Annotated in this window: 19 protein-coding genes; 11 read left to right on the plus strand and 8 right to left on the minus strand. The window is 50.7% G+C overall.

The features are described from left to right. The 6 genes from AC4PME_RS17925 to AC4PME_RS17950 form a co-directional block, all read right to left on the minus strand. Positions 1-408, minus strand: a complete 408-nt coding sequence (locus AC4PME_RS17925) for an ExbD/TolR family protein (RefSeq protein ID WP_119503075.1) — start codon at positions 406-408, stop codon at positions 1-3. Continuing rightward, positions 401-784, minus strand: a complete 384-nt coding sequence (locus AC4PME_RS17930; RefSeq protein WP_119503076.1) for a MotA/TolQ/ExbB proton channel family protein — start codon at positions 782-784, stop codon at positions 401-403. The genes AC4PME_RS17925 and AC4PME_RS17930 overlap by 8 nt, the downstream gene beginning before the upstream one ends. Beyond that, positions 784-2,112, minus strand: coding sequence for a MotA/TolQ/ExbB proton channel family protein (locus AC4PME_RS17935; RefSeq protein ID WP_491044783.1), 1,329 nt, complete (start codon positions 2,110-2,112; stop codon positions 784-786). Before AC4PME_RS17935 ends, AC4PME_RS17930 begins: the two co-directional genes overlap by 1 nt. 1 nt (position 2,113) lies before the next feature. Next, on the minus strand, positions 2,114-2,926 hold the full coding sequence (locus AC4PME_RS17940; RefSeq protein ID WP_161599195.1) for a DUF3450 family protein: 813 nt from the start codon (positions 2,924-2,926) through the stop codon (positions 2,114-2,116). Between the two features lie 60 nt (positions 2,927-2,986). Continuing rightward, positions 2,987-5,206, minus strand: a complete 2,220-nt coding sequence (locus tag AC4PME_RS17945; RefSeq protein WP_491044784.1) for a FepA family TonB-dependent siderophore receptor — start codon at positions 5,204-5,206, stop codon at positions 2,987-2,989. 194 nt (positions 5,207-5,400) lie between these two features. After that, complete coding sequence (locus AC4PME_RS17950; protein WP_119503080.1) at positions 5,401-6,195, minus strand: substrate-binding periplasmic protein; 795 nt, start codon at positions 6,193-6,195, stop codon at positions 5,401-5,403. A gap of 183 nt (positions 6,196-6,378) precedes the next feature. Here AC4PME_RS17950 and prmA point away from each other — a divergent pair, with 183 nt between their 5' ends. The 11 genes from prmA to envZ all read left to right on the plus strand — a co-directional run bounded on the left by prmA (position 6,379) and on the right by envZ (position 18,034). Further along, positions 6,379-7,260 (plus strand): 50S ribosomal protein L11 methyltransferase, encoded by an 882-nt coding sequence (prmA, locus tag AC4PME_RS17955; protein WP_491044785.1) that lies wholly within the window; start codon positions 6,379-6,381, stop codon positions 7,258-7,260. 224 nt (positions 7,261-7,484) lie between these two features. Continuing rightward, on the plus strand, positions 7,485-8,483 hold the full coding sequence (gene dusB, locus AC4PME_RS17960; RefSeq protein WP_119503082.1) for a tRNA dihydrouridine synthase DusB: 999 nt from the start codon (positions 7,485-7,487) through the stop codon (positions 8,481-8,483). Positions 8,484-8,514: 31 nt separating this feature from the next. Continuing rightward, entirely contained in the window at positions 8,515-8,808 is a 294-nt protein-coding gene (fis, locus tag AC4PME_RS17965; RefSeq protein ID WP_018982332.1) for a DNA-binding transcriptional regulator Fis, read from the plus strand. Positions 8,809-8,897: 89 nt separating this feature from the next. After that, the gene (gene purH, locus AC4PME_RS17970) at positions 8,898-10,496 is read left to right on the plus strand and encodes a bifunctional phosphoribosylaminoimidazolecarboxamide formyltransferase/IMP cyclohydrolase (protein WP_119503083.1); all 1,599 of its coding nucleotides are present in this window, start codon (positions 8,898-8,900) and stop codon (positions 10,494-10,496) included. Positions 10,497-10,644: 148 nt separating this feature from the next. Next, the gene (locus AC4PME_RS17975; RefSeq protein WP_490708159.1) at positions 10,645-11,457 is read left to right on the plus strand and encodes a class I SAM-dependent methyltransferase; all 813 of its coding nucleotides are present in this window, start codon (positions 10,645-10,647) and stop codon (positions 11,455-11,457) included. A 19-nt stretch (positions 11,458-11,476) separates the two neighbouring features. After that, complete coding sequence (gene purD / locus AC4PME_RS17980) at positions 11,477-12,772, plus strand: phosphoribosylamine--glycine ligase (RefSeq protein WP_490707932.1); 1,296 nt, start codon at positions 11,477-11,479, stop codon at positions 12,770-12,772. A gap of 194 nt (positions 12,773-12,966) precedes the next feature. Next, positions 12,967-13,359: a phosphate-starvation-inducible PsiE family protein gene (locus AC4PME_RS17985; protein ID WP_119503086.1), complete on the plus strand. Its 393-nt coding sequence runs from the start codon at positions 12,967-12,969 to the stop codon at positions 13,357-13,359. Between the two features lie 148 nt (positions 13,360-13,507). Continuing rightward, the gene (locus AC4PME_RS17990; RefSeq protein WP_119503087.1) at positions 13,508-14,410 is read left to right on the plus strand and encodes a phosphoribulokinase; all 903 of its coding nucleotides are present in this window, start codon (positions 13,508-13,510) and stop codon (positions 14,408-14,410) included. A gap of 161 nt (positions 14,411-14,571) precedes the next feature. Next, complete coding sequence (gene nhaD, locus AC4PME_RS17995) at positions 14,572-15,819, plus strand: sodium:proton antiporter NhaD (protein ID WP_119503550.1); 1,248 nt, start codon at positions 14,572-14,574, stop codon at positions 15,817-15,819. 160 nt (positions 15,820-15,979) lie between these two features. Beyond that, complete coding sequence (gene ompR / locus AC4PME_RS18000) at positions 15,980-16,702, plus strand: osmolarity response regulator transcription factor OmpR (RefSeq protein ID WP_119503088.1); 723 nt, start codon at positions 15,980-15,982, stop codon at positions 16,700-16,702. Between the two features lie 15 nt (positions 16,703-16,717). Then, positions 16,718-18,034, plus strand: a complete 1,317-nt coding sequence (gene envZ, locus AC4PME_RS18005; protein ID WP_119503089.1) for a two-component system sensor histidine kinase EnvZ — start codon at positions 16,718-16,720, stop codon at positions 18,032-18,034. A 20-nt stretch (positions 18,035-18,054) separates the two neighbouring features. On the opposite strand, the gene AC4PME_RS18010 is transcribed toward envZ, so the two are convergent. Further along, positions 18,055-19,212, minus strand: a complete 1,158-nt coding sequence (locus AC4PME_RS18010; protein ID WP_491044786.1) for an MFS transporter — start codon at positions 19,210-19,212, stop codon at positions 18,055-18,057. A gap of 15 nt (positions 19,213-19,227) precedes the next feature. Continuing rightward, positions 19,228-20,308: Na+/H+ antiporter NhaC family protein (locus AC4PME_RS18015; protein WP_491529683.1), on the minus strand; the 1,081-nt coding region annotated here is incomplete at its 5' end.

Here is a 20,308-nt window from a genome sequence, read left to right on the forward strand (position 1 = left end):
TCACAATTTTGCGGTGGCAATGTTGACGTCAACAGCGCCGGCCATTTTGGCGGCGTCAATCACCTCCACCAGCAGATCTGTCGACACGGTTTTATCTACCTGCAGTACCACCGGACGCACTTCCTGCACCATCAGTTGCTCTACCGTTCCCCGTACCCCGGCAACACCGATGTTGGTACTGTCGTACATCACCTCACCATTTGCAGTGATGGCAATAAGAATGGACATCTGATCAAGCTTTTGTGCCGAGATGGCCTGAGGCTTATCTACTTCGACCCCGGTTTCTTTAACGAACACCGTGGAAACGATGAAGAAAATCAACAGAATAAACACCACGTCCAGCAGTGGTGACATATCAATAGACTGAATGGGTTGTGCTTCCAGCCGGCGTTGTAATCGACTAGCCATGTTTCACCTCACCTTCCTGCGTATCGTGCAGATGTCCTTTCACATATGACAAACATAACCAGCCCGGGATAGCCATCACCAGCCCCAGCTGAGTTGTAAATAACGCATCGGCAATACCTGCAGACACGATTTGACTGTCAGCCCCGTCGGTCATCATGCCGGTGAAACTGCCCTGCAATCCCATGATGGTGCCAAGCAGCCCCATCAGCGGCAACGCCCCTACCAGCACGGATGGCGTCATCAACGGGTCGCTGTCTTTACTGCGAACGTCCTTATCGAACCGGTTCAGGTACAGCATCCAGATTTGCTGAAAGGCAAACCAGCCGGTCAGTACCATGACCCAGCACAAGGGGTTGCCGGTGAATAATTCAATCATCAGCTTGCTCCGGATGGATGTCCGGATCCTAACAATTCAGTGTCAGTATCCCGCGCCTGCGCATCAAGCTCTTCCTGATGACTGTTGCCCTCGTCGCCACTTAAAATAAGTGCAAAGTTCTCCAGTTCCGTGTAGTACTGACGCGCTTTGCGGCTAAGGAGAGCATTAAGGATCAGTGCAGGAATAGCGACGATCAAACCCAGCTCCGTCGTCACCAGTGCTTTGGCGATACCGCCGGAAATCACTTCAGGGTCGCTTGAGCCGAATGATGTCATCATGCGGAAGGTTTCGATCATGCCGCTTACCGTTCCCAGCAGTCCCAGCAGAGGAGCCACAGCGGCAGTAACAGCCACAGCATTGATCCACTTATCGAGGGTCTGCCGGTCTTGTTGCAGTTGTACAAACAGCTGATCATCACGGTCACGGAACGTTACCGCCTGCTCAGCAATTTTAAGTAAGTCTTCCTGCATGCCTTTAAATTGGGCACGGGCCGCGCCACCCGACTGCAGAATCTTATCCAGCATCGCCTGGGACCGCACCGGAATCACTTTAGGCAGACGAAGCAGTTGCACCACTTTAAGCAGACCGATAACAGTAGCAATTAGCGCGAACAGTAAAATAGGGACTACCCAGATACCGCCTTTCACCACGTGCTCAATCACACCTTCGTTTGCAGACTCACGGGTAAGTGCACGGCCAAGGGTCGGGTCCAGGACAACGGTGCCCGCCTGCTCCTGCATAGTTGCCGCCAGCCCTGAGGGCAACATCCCTTTGGTTTGCAGTCTGCCGGATACGGTTTCAGCCAGTCCTACCGCATCATTGTGTTTAAACCAGGTAACCGGTCCTACCGACAGTGACGGTACGCTGGCCAGTTCACCGTTTTCCAGTACCAGCGTACGGGACTGCCAGCCGGGCAGAGAGGCGGTTTTCACTGCAGCGTCAGACACAGCAGCCATTTTAGCAGCGGTGTCCATGGCGTTTACTTCATTAAACGGTAAGCCCTGCTGTTGCAGGAAACGGTTGAGCAGGTTCTGTTGATAGGTTTGCTGCTCTTTCCATTCAGATAAGCGTTCTTCCAGCTTGCTCAGACTCAGTGTTTTTTCATCTGCGAGACGGCGGGCGACCGCAGTTTTGTCCCGTAAAGACATCACGTCTTTTTCTAACTGACTGAGGGTAGATGACAACGAAACCCGCTCTTTTACGATGCGTGATTCAGCGCTGCTCAGACTGCGCTTTGCGCTTTCAATTTTGTTCAGCATGTCCTGCTGCTGTGCACCGGCACCTGCAGAGGCCCACGCTAGCATAGTAAGGAGTAAAATTCTTTTCATCTTAACGACCTCCGCCATTTACCGGATTTTGCGCAGTAAAAGGTAAAGGCAGCGCAATAAATTCGGGTTGCTGACGGCGCTCGAAAACCGCCAGTGCGCGGCTGATGGCTTCACCATCAACACTGTCGTCGAAGTGCCATGTCCATTGTCCGTTCTCCGGGTAGCCGGAACCGGCCACACTACCGTCGTTGTTTGCAAACCAGGCCAGCTGTGACCCCAGATATAACTGTTTCACCACCACTTCTTTACCGTCAGGCGCCGTGAGCACGTCTTCGTTTACCGTGAGCTTGCTGTCGAATTGTTCCAGCCGGGATAATTTAGCCAGTGCGACCTGCAAAATTTGCGAAGGATTGTCGCCACCATCACCGGCCAGCGCGGCATCTTCCTTGTCCCAGTTAAACTTCAGAGGCGGTGGCAAGCTTTCGTATAAACTATTGATGCGGGTAACCAGAGAAGATAGTGCACCTGTTACATCAGCCTGCTGACTTTCAAGGGTGTTTTGTTCGGCCAGCAGAGCATTCCGGCGGGCATCCACGTCATCCTGTGAATCATTACTGGTCGCAAGAATTTTCTGCAACTGCGATTTCTCGGCTTTCAGCAGGTCTATCCGCTGACGGACCACCGGTTCCTGTTCCTGCCAGTCCATGACCAGCTTGCGCTCCTGCGCCTCAATTTGCAGCCACTGGCGGGTCAGTCCGTCCATATCATCTGTCACGGCAGCCATGGCGTTACCGGTCAATAGTGATGCAGTAAGCAAAATACCGGCACTGCATGTAGCCGGTATTCTCAGACGCCCCATTTGCATTGTCTTCATTCCCGTTCCCTTCATTACAAAAAACCGGTAACACAAAGACTGTGTTACCGGCTGGTATCATCAAAAGTGGTAAGTTGCCGACAGCAGCCAGTTACGGCCCGGCTCATTATAGGTATTCGCCCCTGCGTTGGTTTGGGTACCTTCACGTAAAATCGTTTTATCAAACAGGTTCTTCACTGAAATGGTAAAATCGATGTTTTTGTAGGTATACACACTGTTCAGGTTAACGATGGTGTAAGGGTCACGCGGTTCAGGATTTTCAATATCTGCACCGCTGGTCGTGCTGGTTGTCGGGCTTTCTGTTTCGCCGTAATGCTGGGCGCTGGCAACCAGTTCCCAGTTTTCTGTAACAGTCCATGCTACCTGCGTATTGATTGTGTAATCAGGCACGATTGACAACGGCTGACCGGTTTCTTTGTCTTCCGATTCAATCATCACTGTGGCATTCACAGACCATTCGATGTCGTCAGTAAACGGCACAAGCAGGTTACCTTCCAGACCTTCAATAACGGCTTCCGGTGTGTTGTACCACTGGAAAATTTGCACGTAAGTGTCAGCATTACCACCGTCCAGTACGTAAATCGGTGCGGTATTTCCGGTCACGATTTTGTTCTTATAATCGTTGTGGAAATACGTTAAACCGGCATTGATGCCGTTATCATTACCGGCGTAGTTAATACCGATTTCTTTGTTCACCGACGTTTCATGTTCCAGATCCGGGTTACCCAGAATTGAACAACCGCTTCCCTGGCTGGGGTAATCCACCGGACAACCGTTACCACGGGTGGTATAGACATAGTTAGGGTTCAGCTGATACAGGTTAGGGGCTTTAAACGCACGGCTGATACCGGCCTGGAATGAAATTTCAGACGTTGACTGCCAGCTCATGTTCAGGCTGGGAGATACGTTGTTGCCAGCTTCACTGTGGTGATCTAAACGTACGCCCGGCGTCAGCATAATGTCATCAGTAAGAACGATGTTGTCCTCGACGTACAGGCCGAACAATTCTGAGCTCATGTGAGGGTCGCGGTCGGCTGCGTCAATGTCAGTACCATCAATAACCACGCCGTCAGCCACATTAATACCGGCCTGATTAGACGACGCATCATCCTGACGCTCACCACGGAATTCGGCACCCACTGTCATAGTCTGGGCTTTTCCGAACAGATCCAGCGGAATGTTCCACTCAGATTTGGCAGTCAGATTGCGCAGCATGATGGTCACGGTTTCACCGGTCTCGGTGTTGAAACGGCCTTCCGTACCACCTGCAAGCCCTTCGCTCAAACGTGTGTTATCTGTTTCTTCAAACTGGATGTAAGAGAAAGAGTCGCCAAAATCGAACGTACCGCGATGGGTACCGGAAAGTGTTTTACGTCTTACAACATTGGTTTCCTGACCAATGTATAACTGACTTTGCGCGTTATCTACGCCCTGGAATGCGTTGTCACCGGCGTATTCATTACCCTGACGGCTGTATGCCGCTTCTACTTCCCAGGTATTGGTTTCGTCCTGGTCAAAGCGCACCAGCGTACGGAAATCAATGTTCTCAACACCTTCTGAGCCGGCGGCTACGTTGCTGTCCTCAACGGTGGCATCGCGGTTAATATCCGGAGAATCACCTTCCTGTTTATTGTAGTTCAGCACGGTACGGTGAGAGAAGCGCTCAGATAACGGGCCGCTGACCACGACATCTGCGCGTTTGTTACCACCTTCCAGCGAATTTTCAGGAATTTCGGTTTGTACTGTAATGCTGCCTGCGGCTACATCCGGTTTTTTGGTAATGATGTTAATGACACCACCGGATGCGCCTGAACCGTAACGGGCCGCTGCCGGACCACGAATAACTTCGATACTTTCAATAGCTTCAGGCGGCACCCAGTTACTGTCGCCACGGGTGTTCCGTTCACCTGAACGGCCCATTTTTACACTGTTGCGGGACAATACAGGCTTACCGTCGATAAGAATCAGGGTATTTTCCGGGCCCATGCCGCGAATGTCGATCTGGCGGTTGTTGCCGTATTGGCCTGTACTTGTGTTGCCGGTCAGATTAATACCCGGCATGGTTTTCACCAGTTCGGAGATGTCATTGGTAACCGGACGACGTTTGAAATCTTCCGCTGTAATAACCGACACACCCTGGGCTTGCTTAAGCTCTTCTGAAGCGGCTTGAACAACAGTGGTGTCGAGGGTTTCTAATTCTTCATTTTCTTGCGCGAAAACAGCGGCTGATAAGCCGGGAAATAATGACGTGAGCAGTACTATCTTACCTAATTTAGGCATTACTTTTTCCTTGAAACTCAGAGTGTTTTTATGTGGATGAAAAATAACTTACGAGAACACGGGAATACCGGCGGGTGAAAACGCTCATCTAATCTTTTAACTATACTTCCGTTCAATGCGTATTAAAACATATATACCAATGAGAATCATTATCATTTGTTATTAAAATAATTAAAGATATTTTTTAATCGATTTTAATAGTCGGATGTGTGTTCGAGATGTGTCAGGAAGGGGTATTGGATATAGCTGTCGAGTAAATTGATCAGCGAGAACTCGTTGGCCAGGGCCTGATAGTCACCGCTTTCACGGAATTTCGCTAACTCAAGATTGAATTTGTCCCGGAGCTGCTTATTTGGAATGACGGCATGATAAGGGCTGACATCAAAGAGTTCGTGCACAGTCACTTCCACATCCTGTCCCTTAGGATGTTTACTGCGTATCGCTTCGAAAATATTCCGGTCCAGTACAATAGCATCCACACTGCCAAGCAGCAGCATACTGACCTGACGGTGTTGGTCGGCCATTTCAAGATAGCCCTTGTGCTTTGCTACTGCTTGCGAAAATTGGGGACCGAGAGCTTCTGACGCAGTCTGAAATGCCACAACGGTGTGGTTTTTAAGATCTTCCACCCGCTCAATAGACAAATTACGGTTCTTCAGTGTCACCACAACATTCTGGTATACAACATACACGTCACTGAACCAGGCTTCGGGAATGTCGTTCCGGCGGCTCACTGAAAGGGCCACATCCACATCACGCTCTTTGACAAGTCTGACTGAGCGGCCCATGGGCACATACATCATGTTGGGTTCGTAACCGGCATTTTGAAGAACAGATTTAACCAGCTCGATCTCAAAACCGGTATCACCCTGTGCGATCACATAGGGTGGCTTGTCCCAGCCGGAAACCACATCCACACTGCGCACCACGGCGCCGGATGCCGGAGCAGCCAGAAAAGCTAACATTACCAGTTTGGCCAACAGTCTCATTGGTTTTCCTGTCTCAATACCTCTTATAAAGGTAGCACCTGCCAGTGAGAAACGAAATCAGACATAAGGATACTTCTTCGGGCGGTGTTCAAAATTCGGCTTAAATGGTGCTGCGGGGTGCGCTTTGCATGCAGTAACTGATAAAATATCTGCTGATTAACGTTTTCCCTTGAAAGAGTACCCATGTCCTGGATCCAGTTACGAATCGATTCTGACTCTGAACATGCAGAGCAAATTGGCAATATGTTGAGTGCCAATGGCGCGCAGGCTGTTACATTTGTTGATGCCAAAGACACGCCTATGTACGAACCCAAGCCCGGTGAGACCATGCTGTGGCCGGATACGCAGGTAGTCGGGTTATTCAGTGCAGCCGACGACATGAAAGCGGTGATTCAGAGACTTGAACAATCGAAGGTGCTGGGCAAAGGCTTTAAACACAAACTTGACCAGTTAGAAGACAAAGACTGGGAACGGGAGTGGATGGATAATTTTCATCCCATGCAGTTCGGTAAGCGTTTGTGGATTTGTCCCAGCTGGCGTGATGTGCCGGATCCTGATGCGGTAAACGTTATGCTCGACCCGGGTCTGGCTTTCGGTACCGGCACGCACCCTACCACAGCACTCTGTCTGCGTTGGCTCGACAGCCTCGACCTGGAAGGCAAAACCGTGGTCGATTTCGGTTGTGGTTCAGGTATTCTCGCGCTGGCGGCACTGAAACTGGGAGCAAAAGAAGTGATCGGTATTGATATCGACCCTCAGGCCCTGCAGGCATCCATGGAAAATGCCCGCCGCAACGGTGTGGAAGACCGCTTAAGTGTGTATCTGCCTGAAGATCAACCCCAACTGGAAGCCGATGTGGTCATGGCCAATATTCTCAGCGGGCCACTCATTGAACTGCAATCCGTTATCACTGCCTACTGCAAAACCGGTGGAAAGCTCGTTTTATCAGGCATTCTGGAAGAGCAGGTGGAAAAAATTGAAGCGGCTTACCAGACCAGTTTTTCCCTGGAACCCAGTGCTGTAGAAGGCGATTGGGCAAGAGTCAGCGGCATAAGAACCCACTGAATCTATTCATAAAACTGTCAGAAATCTGTCAAATACACCGGCCGTGGCCTTTTTCAACGAAAGGCTAACGGGCTATTTCACACGCAAAACTCGCCAGCACTGTCAATAGCCCGGCTTGAAATTTTGTGTGATTTTTAGCCTTTTCAAGGCTTGCGAAAACACGTAAACTTAGCGCCCCGTTTTGGCCTGGTGTATAAATTCTGCGCAACAGTTGGCTGTAAAGTATGCGAATCGGACCTCACACACTCCAGAACAATTTGATGCTCGCGCCTATGGCTGGCGTGACAGACAGGCCCTTCCGGCAGATGTGCAGGAGAATGGGGGCAGGGTTAGTTGTATCTGAAATGTTGTCCAGCAACCCCAAGGTCTGGAAAACCGCAAAATCCATGCATCGTATGGATCATACCGGTGAAGACGGGATCCGCTCGGTACAGATTGCCGGCGCAGATCCTGACCTGATGGCGCAGGCGGCACAATTTAACGTTGAGAACGGTGCGCAAATCATCGATATCAACATGGGTTGTCCGGCCAAAAAGGTGAATAAGAAATTAGCTGGTTCAGCGCTCTTGCAGTACCCGGAGCTTGTAGAAAGCATTGTCCGGGCAGTGGTAGACGCTGTTGACGTACCAGTCACTCTGAAAATCCGTACAGGGTGGGACACAGATAACCGCAACGGGGCAGACATTGCCCGGATTGCGGAGCAGAACGGCATACAATCGCTGGCAGTTCACGGCAGAACGCGGGCTTGTATGTACCGGGGAAATGCAGAATACGACACCATTCGTGCCATTAAACAGGCGGTGTCTATTCCTGTAATCGCAAATGGCGATATTACTTCTCCGGAAAAAGCACGTTTCGTACTTGAGTATACCGGTGCTGACGGCGTAATGATTGGGCGCGGTGCGCAAGGTAATCCGTGGATTTTTAAACAAATCCAACATTACCTGCAAACAGGTGAAAACTTGCCGCCTCCTTCGTTGTCAGAACAGCAAGCGGTATTACATGAGCACGTTGTAAATGTACACGACTTCTACGGCGGCATTATGGGTGTGAGAATAGCCCGGAAGCACGTAGGGTGGTATCTCGCGGAGCACGACACGGAAAATCAGTTTCGCCGGACATTCAATGGTCTTGAGGAAGCTGACGCTCAACTCAACGCCCTTGATGCGTATTTTCAATCGCTGCAAACGAGAGATAAGCGACAGATCTCTCCTGCGGCATAGTAATGACTAACTAATAGAGCAAGAAAGTATTATGTTCGATCAAAATGTGACTTCACCTTTTACTACAACAGTAACTACTCCTTCACAAACTCAGGCACAGAAGCCTCTGCGTGACTCAGTAAAGCAAGCGGTAAACAAATACCTGAAGCAACTGGACAACGCTAACATCGATAATCTGTACGAACTTGTTCTGGCTGAAGTTGAAGCGCCGTTACTGGAAGAAGTAATGACTTACACCCGCGGCAACCAGACACGCGCCGCCATCATGATGGGCATCAACCGTGGCACACTGCGCAAAAAGCTGAAGCAGTACGGCATGAACTAAGATTAAAGGGCTTAGCCCGACTTTAAGAGCACCAAACGGTGCTCTTTTTTGTTCCACTCGTTAACTTACGCAAAGAGCTCAACACCACTATGCAAACACCTAAACCTATCAAGCGCGCCCTGTTAAGTGTTTCTGACAAAACCGGCATCGTTGAATTTGCCACGTCATTACACAACAAAGGCGTTGAACTGCTATCTACCGGCGGTACGGCAAAATTACTGGCGGAAGCCGGTTTGCCGGTTAAAGAGGTTTCAGAACACACTGGCCACCCTGAAATCATGGACGGTCGTGTGAAAACTCTGCACCCGAAAATCCACGGCGGCATTCTGGGTCGTCGCGGTCAGGACGAAGGTGTAATGGCTGAGAACAATATCGCGCCAATCGATCTGGTTGTAGTGAACCTTTACCCGTTCGCTGCCACTGTCGCAAAAGACGATTGCACGTTGGAAGACGCGATTGAGAACATCGATATCGGTGGCCCTACGATGGTTCGCGCTGCAGCGAAAAACCACAAAGATGTGACAATTGTGGTTAAAGCAGCGGATTACAGCCGCGTGCTTGCTGAAATGGAAGAAAATGCAGGTTCACTGACGTACCAGACACGTTTCGACCTGGCCATTAAAGCTTTCGAACATACCGCAGAATATGACGGCATGATTGCCAACTACTTCGGCGCCCGCATTGATTCTGTTGAGTGCGCAGACGACTGTGAGCACGAGCACAGTGAATTCCCCCGTACGTTCAACGTGCAGATGAGCAAAAAGCAGGATCTGCGTTACGGTGAGAACAGCCACCAGTCTGCGGCTTTCTATGTTGAGAACAACATTCAGGAAGCGTCTGTTGCTACTGCTGAGCAGCTTCAGGGTAAAGAACTGTCTTTCAATAACATTGCAGATACCGACGCCGCGCTGGAATGCGTGAAAGAATTCGACGTACCGGCTTGTGTCATTGTTAAGCACGCAAACCCTTGTGGTGTGGCACTGGGTGACAACATCCTTGAAGCCTATGACCGCGCTTTCAAAACTGACCCGACGTCTGCTTTCGGCGGTATCATCGCGTTTAACCGTGAACTGGATGGCGACACGGCGAAAGCCATTGTTGACCGTCAGTTTGTTGAAGTCATCATTGCCCCTACCGTCAGCGAAGAAGCGAAAGCCATCGTTGCTGAAAAGAAAAACGTACGTCTGCTGGCGTGTGGTGACTGGCAGGGTCAGCTTACCGACGGTTTCGACTTCAAACGTGTTAACGGCGGCCTGTTAATTCAGGAACGTGATTTTGGCATGGTGGATATGGAAGATCTGAAAGTCGTTTCTAAGGTACAACCTTCAGAAGAGCAATTACGCGATCTGATGTTCTGCTGGAAAGTAGCAAAATACGTGAAATCTAACGCTATCGTTTATGCTAAAGACAGCATGACCATCGGTGTGGGTGCAGGCCAGATGAGCCGTGTGTATTCTGCGAAAATCGCCGGTATTAAAGCGGCCGATGAGAACCTGGAAGTGGCAGGTTCAGTAATGGCATCTGATGCATTCTTCCCGTTCCGCGACGGTATTGATGCAGCCGCGGCTGCCGGTATCAAGGCGGTAATCCAGCCGGGCGGTTCAATGCGTGACGATGAAGTTATCGCAGCAGCTGATGAACATGGCATTGCTATGGTGTTCACCGGCATGCGTCACTTCCGCCATTAATTGAAAAAGTTGTTTACGGTAAAGGTTGTGGCTTTCGCCACAACCCTTTTGCGTTTTTACTGTCCTGCGTTAACCTAGGTTTTGCAGTATGAGTATTACCCAAGCTATGCACCGTTAAAACAATTAAGGATCAATTATGAAGACCACGATGCGTGTAATTGCCGCTTCTTTGCTTGCTGTATCTGCTTCACTCACATCAACACTGGCCAGCGCAGACGCTATTACCGATGCGGTAAAAAACGATAACCGCTCAGCGGATGCCAAAGCCCGTGACGAATACCGTCATCCTCAACAAACTCTGCGCTTTTTCGGTATTGAACCGGACATGACCGTTGTTGAGATCTGGCCCGGCGGTGGCTGGTATGCCGATATTCTTGCACCTTTATTAAAAGACGACGGCAATTATATTGCGGCGCACTTCTTTATGTTCGACGGTGCACCGGGTTATTACGCAGGTTCGCTCAACGGCTTCAAAGAAAAAGCCAAAGCGGGCGGCCCTTATGAGGGTGCCACGATTACGGCTTTCCATCCTTCAAAGAGCCCTGACATTGCCCCTGACGGCAGTGCAGACGCAGTGCTGACCTTCCGTAATGTCCATAACTGGTACATGGGCGGCGATAAAGAAGGCGTGACCAGCTCGTTTAAGTCGTTCTACAAAGCCCTGAAGCCCGGCGGCATCCTGGGCGTAGTTGATCATGAATTACCGGAATCCGCTGCTGACGAAGCAATGAAAAGCAGCGGTTATATGAAAAAGTCTTTTGTCATCGATGCTGCTGAAGCTGCCGGTTTCAAACTGGTTGCGGAAAGTGACGTAAATGCTAATCCTGCAGACAATGCCGATCACGCTAAAGGCGTGTGGACCTTGCCACCTTCACTGCGCTTAGGCGAAGAAGATCAGGCAAAGTATCTGTCTATTGGTGAAAGCAACCGGATGACACTTAAATTTATTAAACCTGAATAAGAGATAACGGAACGCTTTGATGAACGTACTAGTTATTGGCAGCGGTGGCCGTGAACACGCATTAGCGTGGAAAGCCGCACAATCTGACTCTGTCTCCACTGTTTATGTTGCGCCGGGTAATGCAGGCACAGCCACTGAACCTAAGCTGAAAAACGTGAACATTGGTGTAACAGACATCGAAGGTTTGCTGGCGTTTGCCAAAGACACCGCGATTGACTTAACCATTGTCGGCCCTGAAGCGCCGCTGGTTGAAGGTGTTGTTGACGCGTTTCAGGCTGCCGGTCAGATGATTTTCGGACCGACACAAGCTGCGGCACAACTGGAAGGTTCCAAAGCGTTTACTAAAGATTTCTTAGCCCGCCATGCCATTCCTACAGCGGAATACCAGAACTTCACTGAAATCGATCCTGCTATCGCCTATGTGCGTGAAAAAGGCGCACCGATTGTCGTGAAGGCTGACGGTCTGGCCGCCGGTAAAGGTGTAATCGTTGCGATGACGTTACAGGAAGCTGAAGATGCCATCCGTGACATGCTTGCAGGTAACGCATTTGGTGACGCCGGCAGCCGCGTGGTAATCGAAGAGTTTCTTGATGGTGAAGAAGCCTCTTTCATCGTGATGGTAGACGGTAAAAATGTTGTGCCTTTCGCCACCAGCCAGGATCACAAACGTGCAGGTAACGGCGACTCTGGTCTGAACACCGGCGGTATGGGTGCATACTCACCGGCTCCGGTTGTGACGCAGGAAATCCATAACCGCGTAATGAAGGAAGTCATCATGCCTACCGTTGAAGGTATGGCAAGTGAAGGGAATCCTTACACAGGCTTCCTGTATGCAGGCCTGATGATCATGGCAGACGGTACGCCAAAGGTTATCGAATACAACTGCCGTTTCGGCGATCCTGAAACCCAGCCTATCATGATGCGTTTGCAGTCTGATTTGGTGGCAATGTGCCAACTGGCCTGTAAAGGCGAACTGGCCGGCAAAACCATTGATTTTGATGAGCGCGCCGCGGTTGGTGTTGTACTGGCTGCAGGGGGTTACCCTGGCAGTTACGACAAAGGTGATGTCATTGAAGGGCTGGATAAAGCTGCTGCTCACGAAGGCAAGGTTTTCCATGCCGGCACGGCCATGAAAGACGGTAAGGTAGTGACTGCTGGCGGTCGTGTACTGTGTGCCACTGCACTGGGCAACAATGTTACCGAAGCACAACAGAAAGCCTATGAATTACTGAATACCATCAGTTGGAAAGATGTGTATTTCAGAACAGATATCGCATACCGCGCTATCGCCCGTGAAGCAAGCGGTCAGGCATAATCCGGTAAGGGCGCTGCGGCGCCCTTTCTTTTTATCTTTTCTTCCCGTTCCTCCAAAGAAAGACCTTATTCTCTGGTCGTAACCCGACAGTCCCGGAAATTTCCCCGTTATATACGACTAAAGCACGGTGTGCCCGCCGGCACTTTCCAATTAGTCTTACAGGTCTGTACAAAAACGCTTCAAGATAGTCAGATATGGCGAAATTTATCGAGCAAATTGAAAAACTGTTGCTGATCCTCATTATGCTGGCGACGCTGGTTGCAGTGGGCGATGAAATCATGCACATGTTTCATCAGCGTAAGGTTGAACTGTCAGATCTGCTGCTATTGTTTATCTACGCCGAAGTCATCGGCATGCTGGCCGCGTACTATAACAGCAGCCGGATTCCGGTTACGTTGCCACTGATCATCGCCATGACAGCGCTCAGCCGCATGATTATTTTGCAAAGCAAAGAGCTGGATAAAATTGTGCTTCTTTATGAGTCCAGCAGTATCTTGTTGCTCAGTATTGCCGCAGTGATCATGAGTCTGAAAGATAAAATCAGTTTGGAGAAACTGAAAAACCGGCATCTGAATCCTCCCGGTTAACGGCGTACAAAGCACGCCCGGCAATGGCCGGGCACTATAAATCAGGTGAATTTCGAACCCGTTGCGGACTTATTCTGCAACATAGTTCCCCTTGATTCTTCCGTGCTGCCAGCTTATAACAGAAGTCCGGTATTCCTATTCTGTGATTATGTCAGCTAAACATCCGATTATTGCCATCACCGGTTCTTCCGGCGCAGGCACCACAACAACGACAAATGCGATCACGCACATCTTCCGTAACCTGAATGTCAATGCGGCAGTGGTTGGCGGTGACAGCTTCCATCGTTTTACCCGTCCGGAAATGGAGGTGGAGATCCGCAAAGCGCAGGAACAGGGCCGCCATATCAGTTACTTCGGCCCCCGCGCCAACGATTTTGAGTTACTCGAAACCCTGTTTAAAGAATACGGACAAACCGGCACCGGCCAATTCCGCCAGTATCTGCACACCTTCGATGAAGCAGTACCCTTTAACCAGATGCCGGGCACATTCACGCCCTGGCAGGCGCTGCCGGAAAACACTGACTTACTGTTCTATGAAGGTCTGCACGGTGGTGTTGCCACCGAAGAAAATGACGTGGCGAGCCATGTGGATTTGCTGGTAGGCATGGTACCGATTGTAAATTTGGAGTGGATCCAGAAAATTGTCCGCGATACCACTGACCGGGGACATTCCCGTGAAGCGGTGATGAGCAGTATTGTGCGCGGACTGGACGATTATTTTCAGTACATCACACCGCAGTTTTCCCGCACTCACGTTAATTTCCAGCGTGTTCCCACTGTCGACACTTCTAATCCGTTCAGTGCCAGAGAGATCCCTACCCAGGATGAAAGTTTTGTCGTCGTACGATTCCGCCGTGAAATGAAAAACGTTGATTATCCGTATCTGCTGCAAATGATCGACGGCGCCTTTATGTCCCGCATTAACACCCTGGTGGTACCGGGTGGAAAAATGGGTCTGGCGATGGAATTAATCCTCACACCGCTGATTGAAGATATTCTTGATCAGAAGCGACGGGCAGGCAGTCAGATGGATTGGGTGAGCGAGCAGTAAGCAATTCGTACATAGCCGTTAACAGCCCGTTTTCATTGTGTTTTCATCATTCAAATGCATAACGGATATAACTGATTTTCCGCGGTTTACAACGCACCGGGCGTTCAGCCGCGGGCCCTGAAAACGTATAATTTACCCCTTACAATTTGGGGGTAAAAACCATGCTGGATTATGTACTCATCGGCATAGCTGTACTGGCGTTACTTGGCGTCGTTTTCGAAGAAGTCATTCACGTAAACAAAGCCAAAACGACGCTTTTTCTCGGAACACTTGCCTGGATCCTTCTTTTTATAAACGCTAACCGCGGGCCCGGTTTAGAAGAGCTCAACGAACACCTTACTGAAAACATCAGCGAAATCTCCACCCTGTGGCTGTTCCTCGTTGCTGCCATGACCTTTGTTGCTTACCTTAACCGTAAAGGCATGATTGAGAATATGCTCAATATCATCATGCCAGCCAAAATTACGCTGCGAAAGCTTATCTTCTTCACCGCCATCTTCAGTTTCTGTTTCTCTTCTCTGGCAGACAACATCACCGCCACTCTGGTGTCCATAGCCATGGTACTGTCACTGGGATTACCGTTTAACCAGACCATGCGCTTTGCGGTACTGGTGGTATTCGCGGTGAACTCCGGCGGCGTGTCACTCATCACCGGCGATGTAACCACTCTGATGATTTTCCTCGACGGCAAGGTTACTATCACGCAGTTGCTGCTGCTCATCATTCCGTCCCTTTCCGCCGTACTATTCCTGGCAATGATGCTGAGTATTGGTATGAACGGCACCGTAAAGATAAAGAAAACCCGTCATGATATGCGTTCCGTTGACTATGTCATTGCCGGTATATTCTTATCCACCATCATACTGACTCTGGTTGCCAACGTGCTGTTTGCCATTCCGCCGATGCTGTGTTTCCTGGCCGGTATGGCTGTCATGTTCCTGGTCGCGACCTTCATGGGTGAAGAGAAGTATCATGATCCGATCCTGGACTACATCCGCCTCATTGAGTTCGACACCCTGCTGTTTTTCCTGGGTGTACTGTTGCTGGTTGGTATGCTGGACCATATCCACGCACTGGGTGCATTGCTCGAGGTGTACAACATCTTCCCGTCAACCGGCGCAAACTTCATCATGGGCGTGCTGTCTTCAATGATTGATAACGTGCCACTGACAGCCGCACTGCTGAAAGCTGATATATCCATGTCTACCGCAGAGTGGATGGCGTTTACCTATGCCGTAGGCGTAGGGGGTTCACTGCTGATCATCGGCTCTTCGGCGGGGATTGTCACCATGAGTAAAGTGAAGGGTCTGACCTTCGCTAAGTACGGCAAATTCGTCTTGCTGTTGTTGCTGGCTTACTCTTTCGGTTTTGCCATGGTTCTGCTGATGGCGGACCTGGTACTCGGCTGACATCATTTGTAACATTCCACGGACATTCGCAACATCTCTGTGCTTTTGTCCGTGACCTGAAGTGGTTATAGTTAAGGTAACTTAAGACAGTACCCGCCGTTTTGCGCGGCGTACTGCTTTTTATTACCGGTTACACAGCCACTGTTCAGGAATAACAACCATGGGTCAGGAAACGTCCAAAATACTTGTTGTCGATGATGATATGCGCCTTCGCAGCCTGCTGGAGCGTTATCTTGTTGAACAGGGCTTCCAGGTGCGCAGCGCAGCTAATGCAGAGCAAATGGACCGCCTGCTTGAGCGCGAGAACTTCCATCTGATGGTTCTGGACCTGATGCTGCCGGGTGAAGATGGTTTATCTATCTGCCGGCGCATGCGACAGGCAGAGAACGACATGCCCATCATCATGCTGACAGCCAAGGGTGACGAAGTCGACCGCATTATCGGCCTTGAAATGGGCGCCGATGACTACCTGCCCAAGCCGTTTAATCCCCGCGAACTGCTGGCCCGTGCTAAAGCCGTATTACGACGCAAAACCACAGAAGCGCCCGGCGCACCGTCCAGAGACGAGCAGATTGTTGAGTTCGGTGATTACAGCCTGAACCTCGCTACCCGCGAAATGACAGCCGCAGGCAAGCCGCTGTCGTTAACCAGCGGCGAATTTGCCGTGCTTAAATCACTGGTCACCCACCCCAGAGAACCGCTTTCCAGAGACAAACTGATGAACCTGGCCCGTGGCCGTGATTACAGCGCGCTGGAACGGAGTATCGACGTGCAGGTTTCCCGTCTGCGCCGCATGCTGGAGAAAGACCCGGCAAGCCCGCGCTATATTCAGACAGTATGGGGCCTTGGCTACGTGTTTGTGCCGGATGGTGGCGCTGCATAAGATGATGTTCCTGGCGTGAGGCTGCTTCCTAAAAGTGCATTCGGACAAACCGTACTGCTGATCGGCGTACTGCTGCTGATCAATCAGGTGGTGTCCTATCTGTCAGTCACCTACTATTTCGTGCGTCCTACCACCCAGCAGATCAGCAGCTTGCTGGCAACGCAGGTACAAAGCGTGCAGTCGCAGGGGCTGATGAGCGCGCCTCTTGAGCAACGGCTGGCCTATGCAAAACAAACCAAAGTCGAAATTATGACCACGGAGCAGGCGCTGCAGCAGGGCCTGCGTGATGCCACCCACTATAATTTTATGTCTTCGCAGGTATCTTCCCAAATTGGTGTCAAAGCAGATGTGCGGATCAGTACAGCTGAAACCGCCGTTGGCAGCGAGCCTTACCGGGTGTGGATATCTCTCAGTACGCGACCGAACATCTGGGTCAGTATTCCTCTGATAGGCGGTAACGACGCCCATATTTCACCGCCCCCCACCATGTATCTGATGGTAATCGGTATTTTGAGTGTTACCGGCGGCTGGTGGTTTGTACGCCATCTTAACCGGCCGCTTCAGGCCCTGCAGCAGGCCGCATTGCAGGTCGGCAGAGGACAGTTTCCGCCCCCGCTGAAAGAACAGGGCAGCAGCGAAATGCGGGAAGTGACCCGCGCATTCAACCGCATGAATCAGGGTATAAAGCAGCTGGAGGATGAGCGGACATTAATGACTGCCGGTATTTCTCACGATTTACGTACCCCGCTTACCCGAATCAGGCTGGCTTCGGAAATGCTGCCGGAAGAAAGTGAGTGGGTGCGTGACGGCATCAATGAAGACATCGAAGATATGAATGCCATTATCGATCAGTTCATTGAATACGCCCGCTTTGACCGTACCGGCGAATGGGAAAATGCCAATCTGAATACGCTTATCGGTGATATGGTAAGGGTGCATGAGCGTTACGAAAGCCATCATATCACCCTGAAACTGACCTCTCTGCCGGATACGCCGGTACGCACGGTAGCCATCAAACGGGTACTGGATAACCTGATAGAAAATGCCTTCCGCTACGGCGGTGACAAAATTTCGATAAGTACCTTCTTTGACCGCACGAAACAACGGGTGTATTGCCGCATCCGCGACTTCGGCCCGGGCATCCCTGACAACGAGCTGGATAACGCTTTTATGCCGTTCAAACAGGGAGATAAAGCAAGGGGCAGTCTGGGCTCAGGTCTGGGACTGGCTATCACCCGTAAAATTATCAATATGCACTTCGGCAACATCACACTCAGGAATCACCCTGAAGGTGGCCTGGTAGCGGAATTCTGGCTACCCGGCGCTCACTAGCCTCCATTCAGGCATTACTGCTATACCTGCAGCTTAATCTGGCGGCTGTAATACCAGGTGGTGCTCCACAGCCATATGCTGGCAAGCGGGATGATCCAGAAGGCGATGTGAAGCCCCTGAAAACTGGCCCAGAATCCGGTGGCAAAAGAGGCTACCTGCACCCCGATAGCATTCCCAATCAACGAAATCCCTGACAAAACCGGACCTTTTGAAGGATCCACATTCATTGCCGCCGAAAGTACCAGAGGAAAGAGACCGCCTAATCCCAACCCGAGCAGGAAATTGAAGCTGCCAATAGTCACACTGCCTGCGGCAAGCTTAATACCGAAAGCACCGGTAAGGGTCATAGTAGCCAGAATCATCATTAACCGGTAAACACTGTAATAGCGCAGGAACCAGGAAAAAATCAGCCGGCTTAATGTCATACCGGCGGTGAAACACGCCAGGAGATTGCGGGCCTGTTCACCATCGTACCCATCGTTTTTTGCGTAACTGACAAACCAGTTCGCATTACCGAACTCCACCGCCCCGTAGCCGAAACTCACCAGACACAGCAGCAAAAACACAGGCTGCCTGAGCATATCCATGTACTTCAGTGACGATTTCTTTTCTGCCGGTTTGCCTTTGCTTAGTTTTCTGTGCTGTCCGGCAATCATGAATGTGTAGGCCGACACGCAAAGCAGAAGGAAAGTCAGAAATTGCAGCGGCTTCTGCCACTCGTGAGAAAAGGTGTAGATCAGGGTCACGTAGAAAGACGCAGCGAACGTACCGAGGCTGAACATAAAGTCCATCATGGCGAACCGCTTCTCTGCGTACAACTGGGCTATGAGTGTGTGTCCGATGGTGATTACCGCAGAGCTCACCACACCGGTGAGAAACACCATCAGCAGCATCCCCTGCCAGACGGTCATCAGGGAGACCCCGAACACCAGCACCGCATCCACAGCACACAACCAGGCCAGCAGATAAAGAAAGTCGAATTTACTGACATATTTGCCGCCAAACAGAGCACCCAGCATCATGCCCAGTGAGAACAGCAGGAACAATGCTCCGCTGACGGTTTCACTCATTTCAAGATCGGCAGCAATCTCCGGCAGCAAAACGCCCCAGAGAATAAAAAGCATCCCGAACAGAAAAAATCCGCCAAATATGATCGCGGTAACCGGCCGGCGGCTCACAGGCACTCCTTAACGTCAGACGTCAGGGCTACCGTTTTCTGTAACGAACTTAGGAATATTAAACGCAATGGCCAGTACACCAAACACAAACAATAACATGGGGTACCAACAATACATGGAAACGGACAGCGGAGATAGCCCGCCCACAGCGGCGATTGTGAGGATTTGCGCACCATAGGGCACCAGCCCCTGAAAACTGCACGAGAACACGTCCAGAATACTGGCTGTACGACGGGGGTCAACGCCATATTGTTTATTCAGATCGCTGGCTATCGGACCGGCTGCCACGATAGAAATTGTGTTATTCGCCGTGGATAAATCCAGCAAACTGACTAGAGCCGCAATACTGTACTCTGCCCCCTGACGACTTTGCACACGCCGGGTTAGCACCTGAATCAGCCAGGTAATACCGCCGTAAGCATGCATCAGACTGACAATACCACCGATTGTCAGAGCGATTACGGAAAGATTCTGCATCCATCCCAGGCCGGTTTGTATACTTTGCCACATCCCCATAGGTGCGAAACTACCGGTGATAAGGCCGATAACGCCAGCTGATCCGATACCGATAGCAAGCACCAGTACCACATTCAAACCTGCCAGTGCGCAGGCAATAATGAGCATGTAGGGCAGAATGCGGATAAGTTCGTAATCACCCTGCTGTAACGAACTGGTATCCGCCACACTGACAAATGCCAGAATGATAATGGTGATTACAGAGGCCGGCAGGGTGATAAGCAGGTTAGCCTTAAATTTGTCGGTCAGCCTGACGCCCTGACTGCGGGTCGCCGCGATGGTGGTGTCTGACACAAAGGATAAGTTGTCACCAAACATGGCCCCGCCAACGACCACACCGGCCAGCAATGCCGGTGACACACCCAGGCCATCAGCCAGTCCAAGCCCGATAGGAGCCAGCGCCGTAATAGTGCCGGTAGAAGTCCCCATGGAAAAAGAAATAAAACAACAGATAATAAACAGGCCCGGCAATATCATGGGCGTTGGTATTACGCTTAACGCCAGGTTGACAGTGGCATCCCGCGCGCCGATATCGATGGTCAGCGAATAGAATGCGCCGGCGAGTAGAAATATCAGCACC

Source organism: Alteromonas sp. (assembly GCF_984505615.1).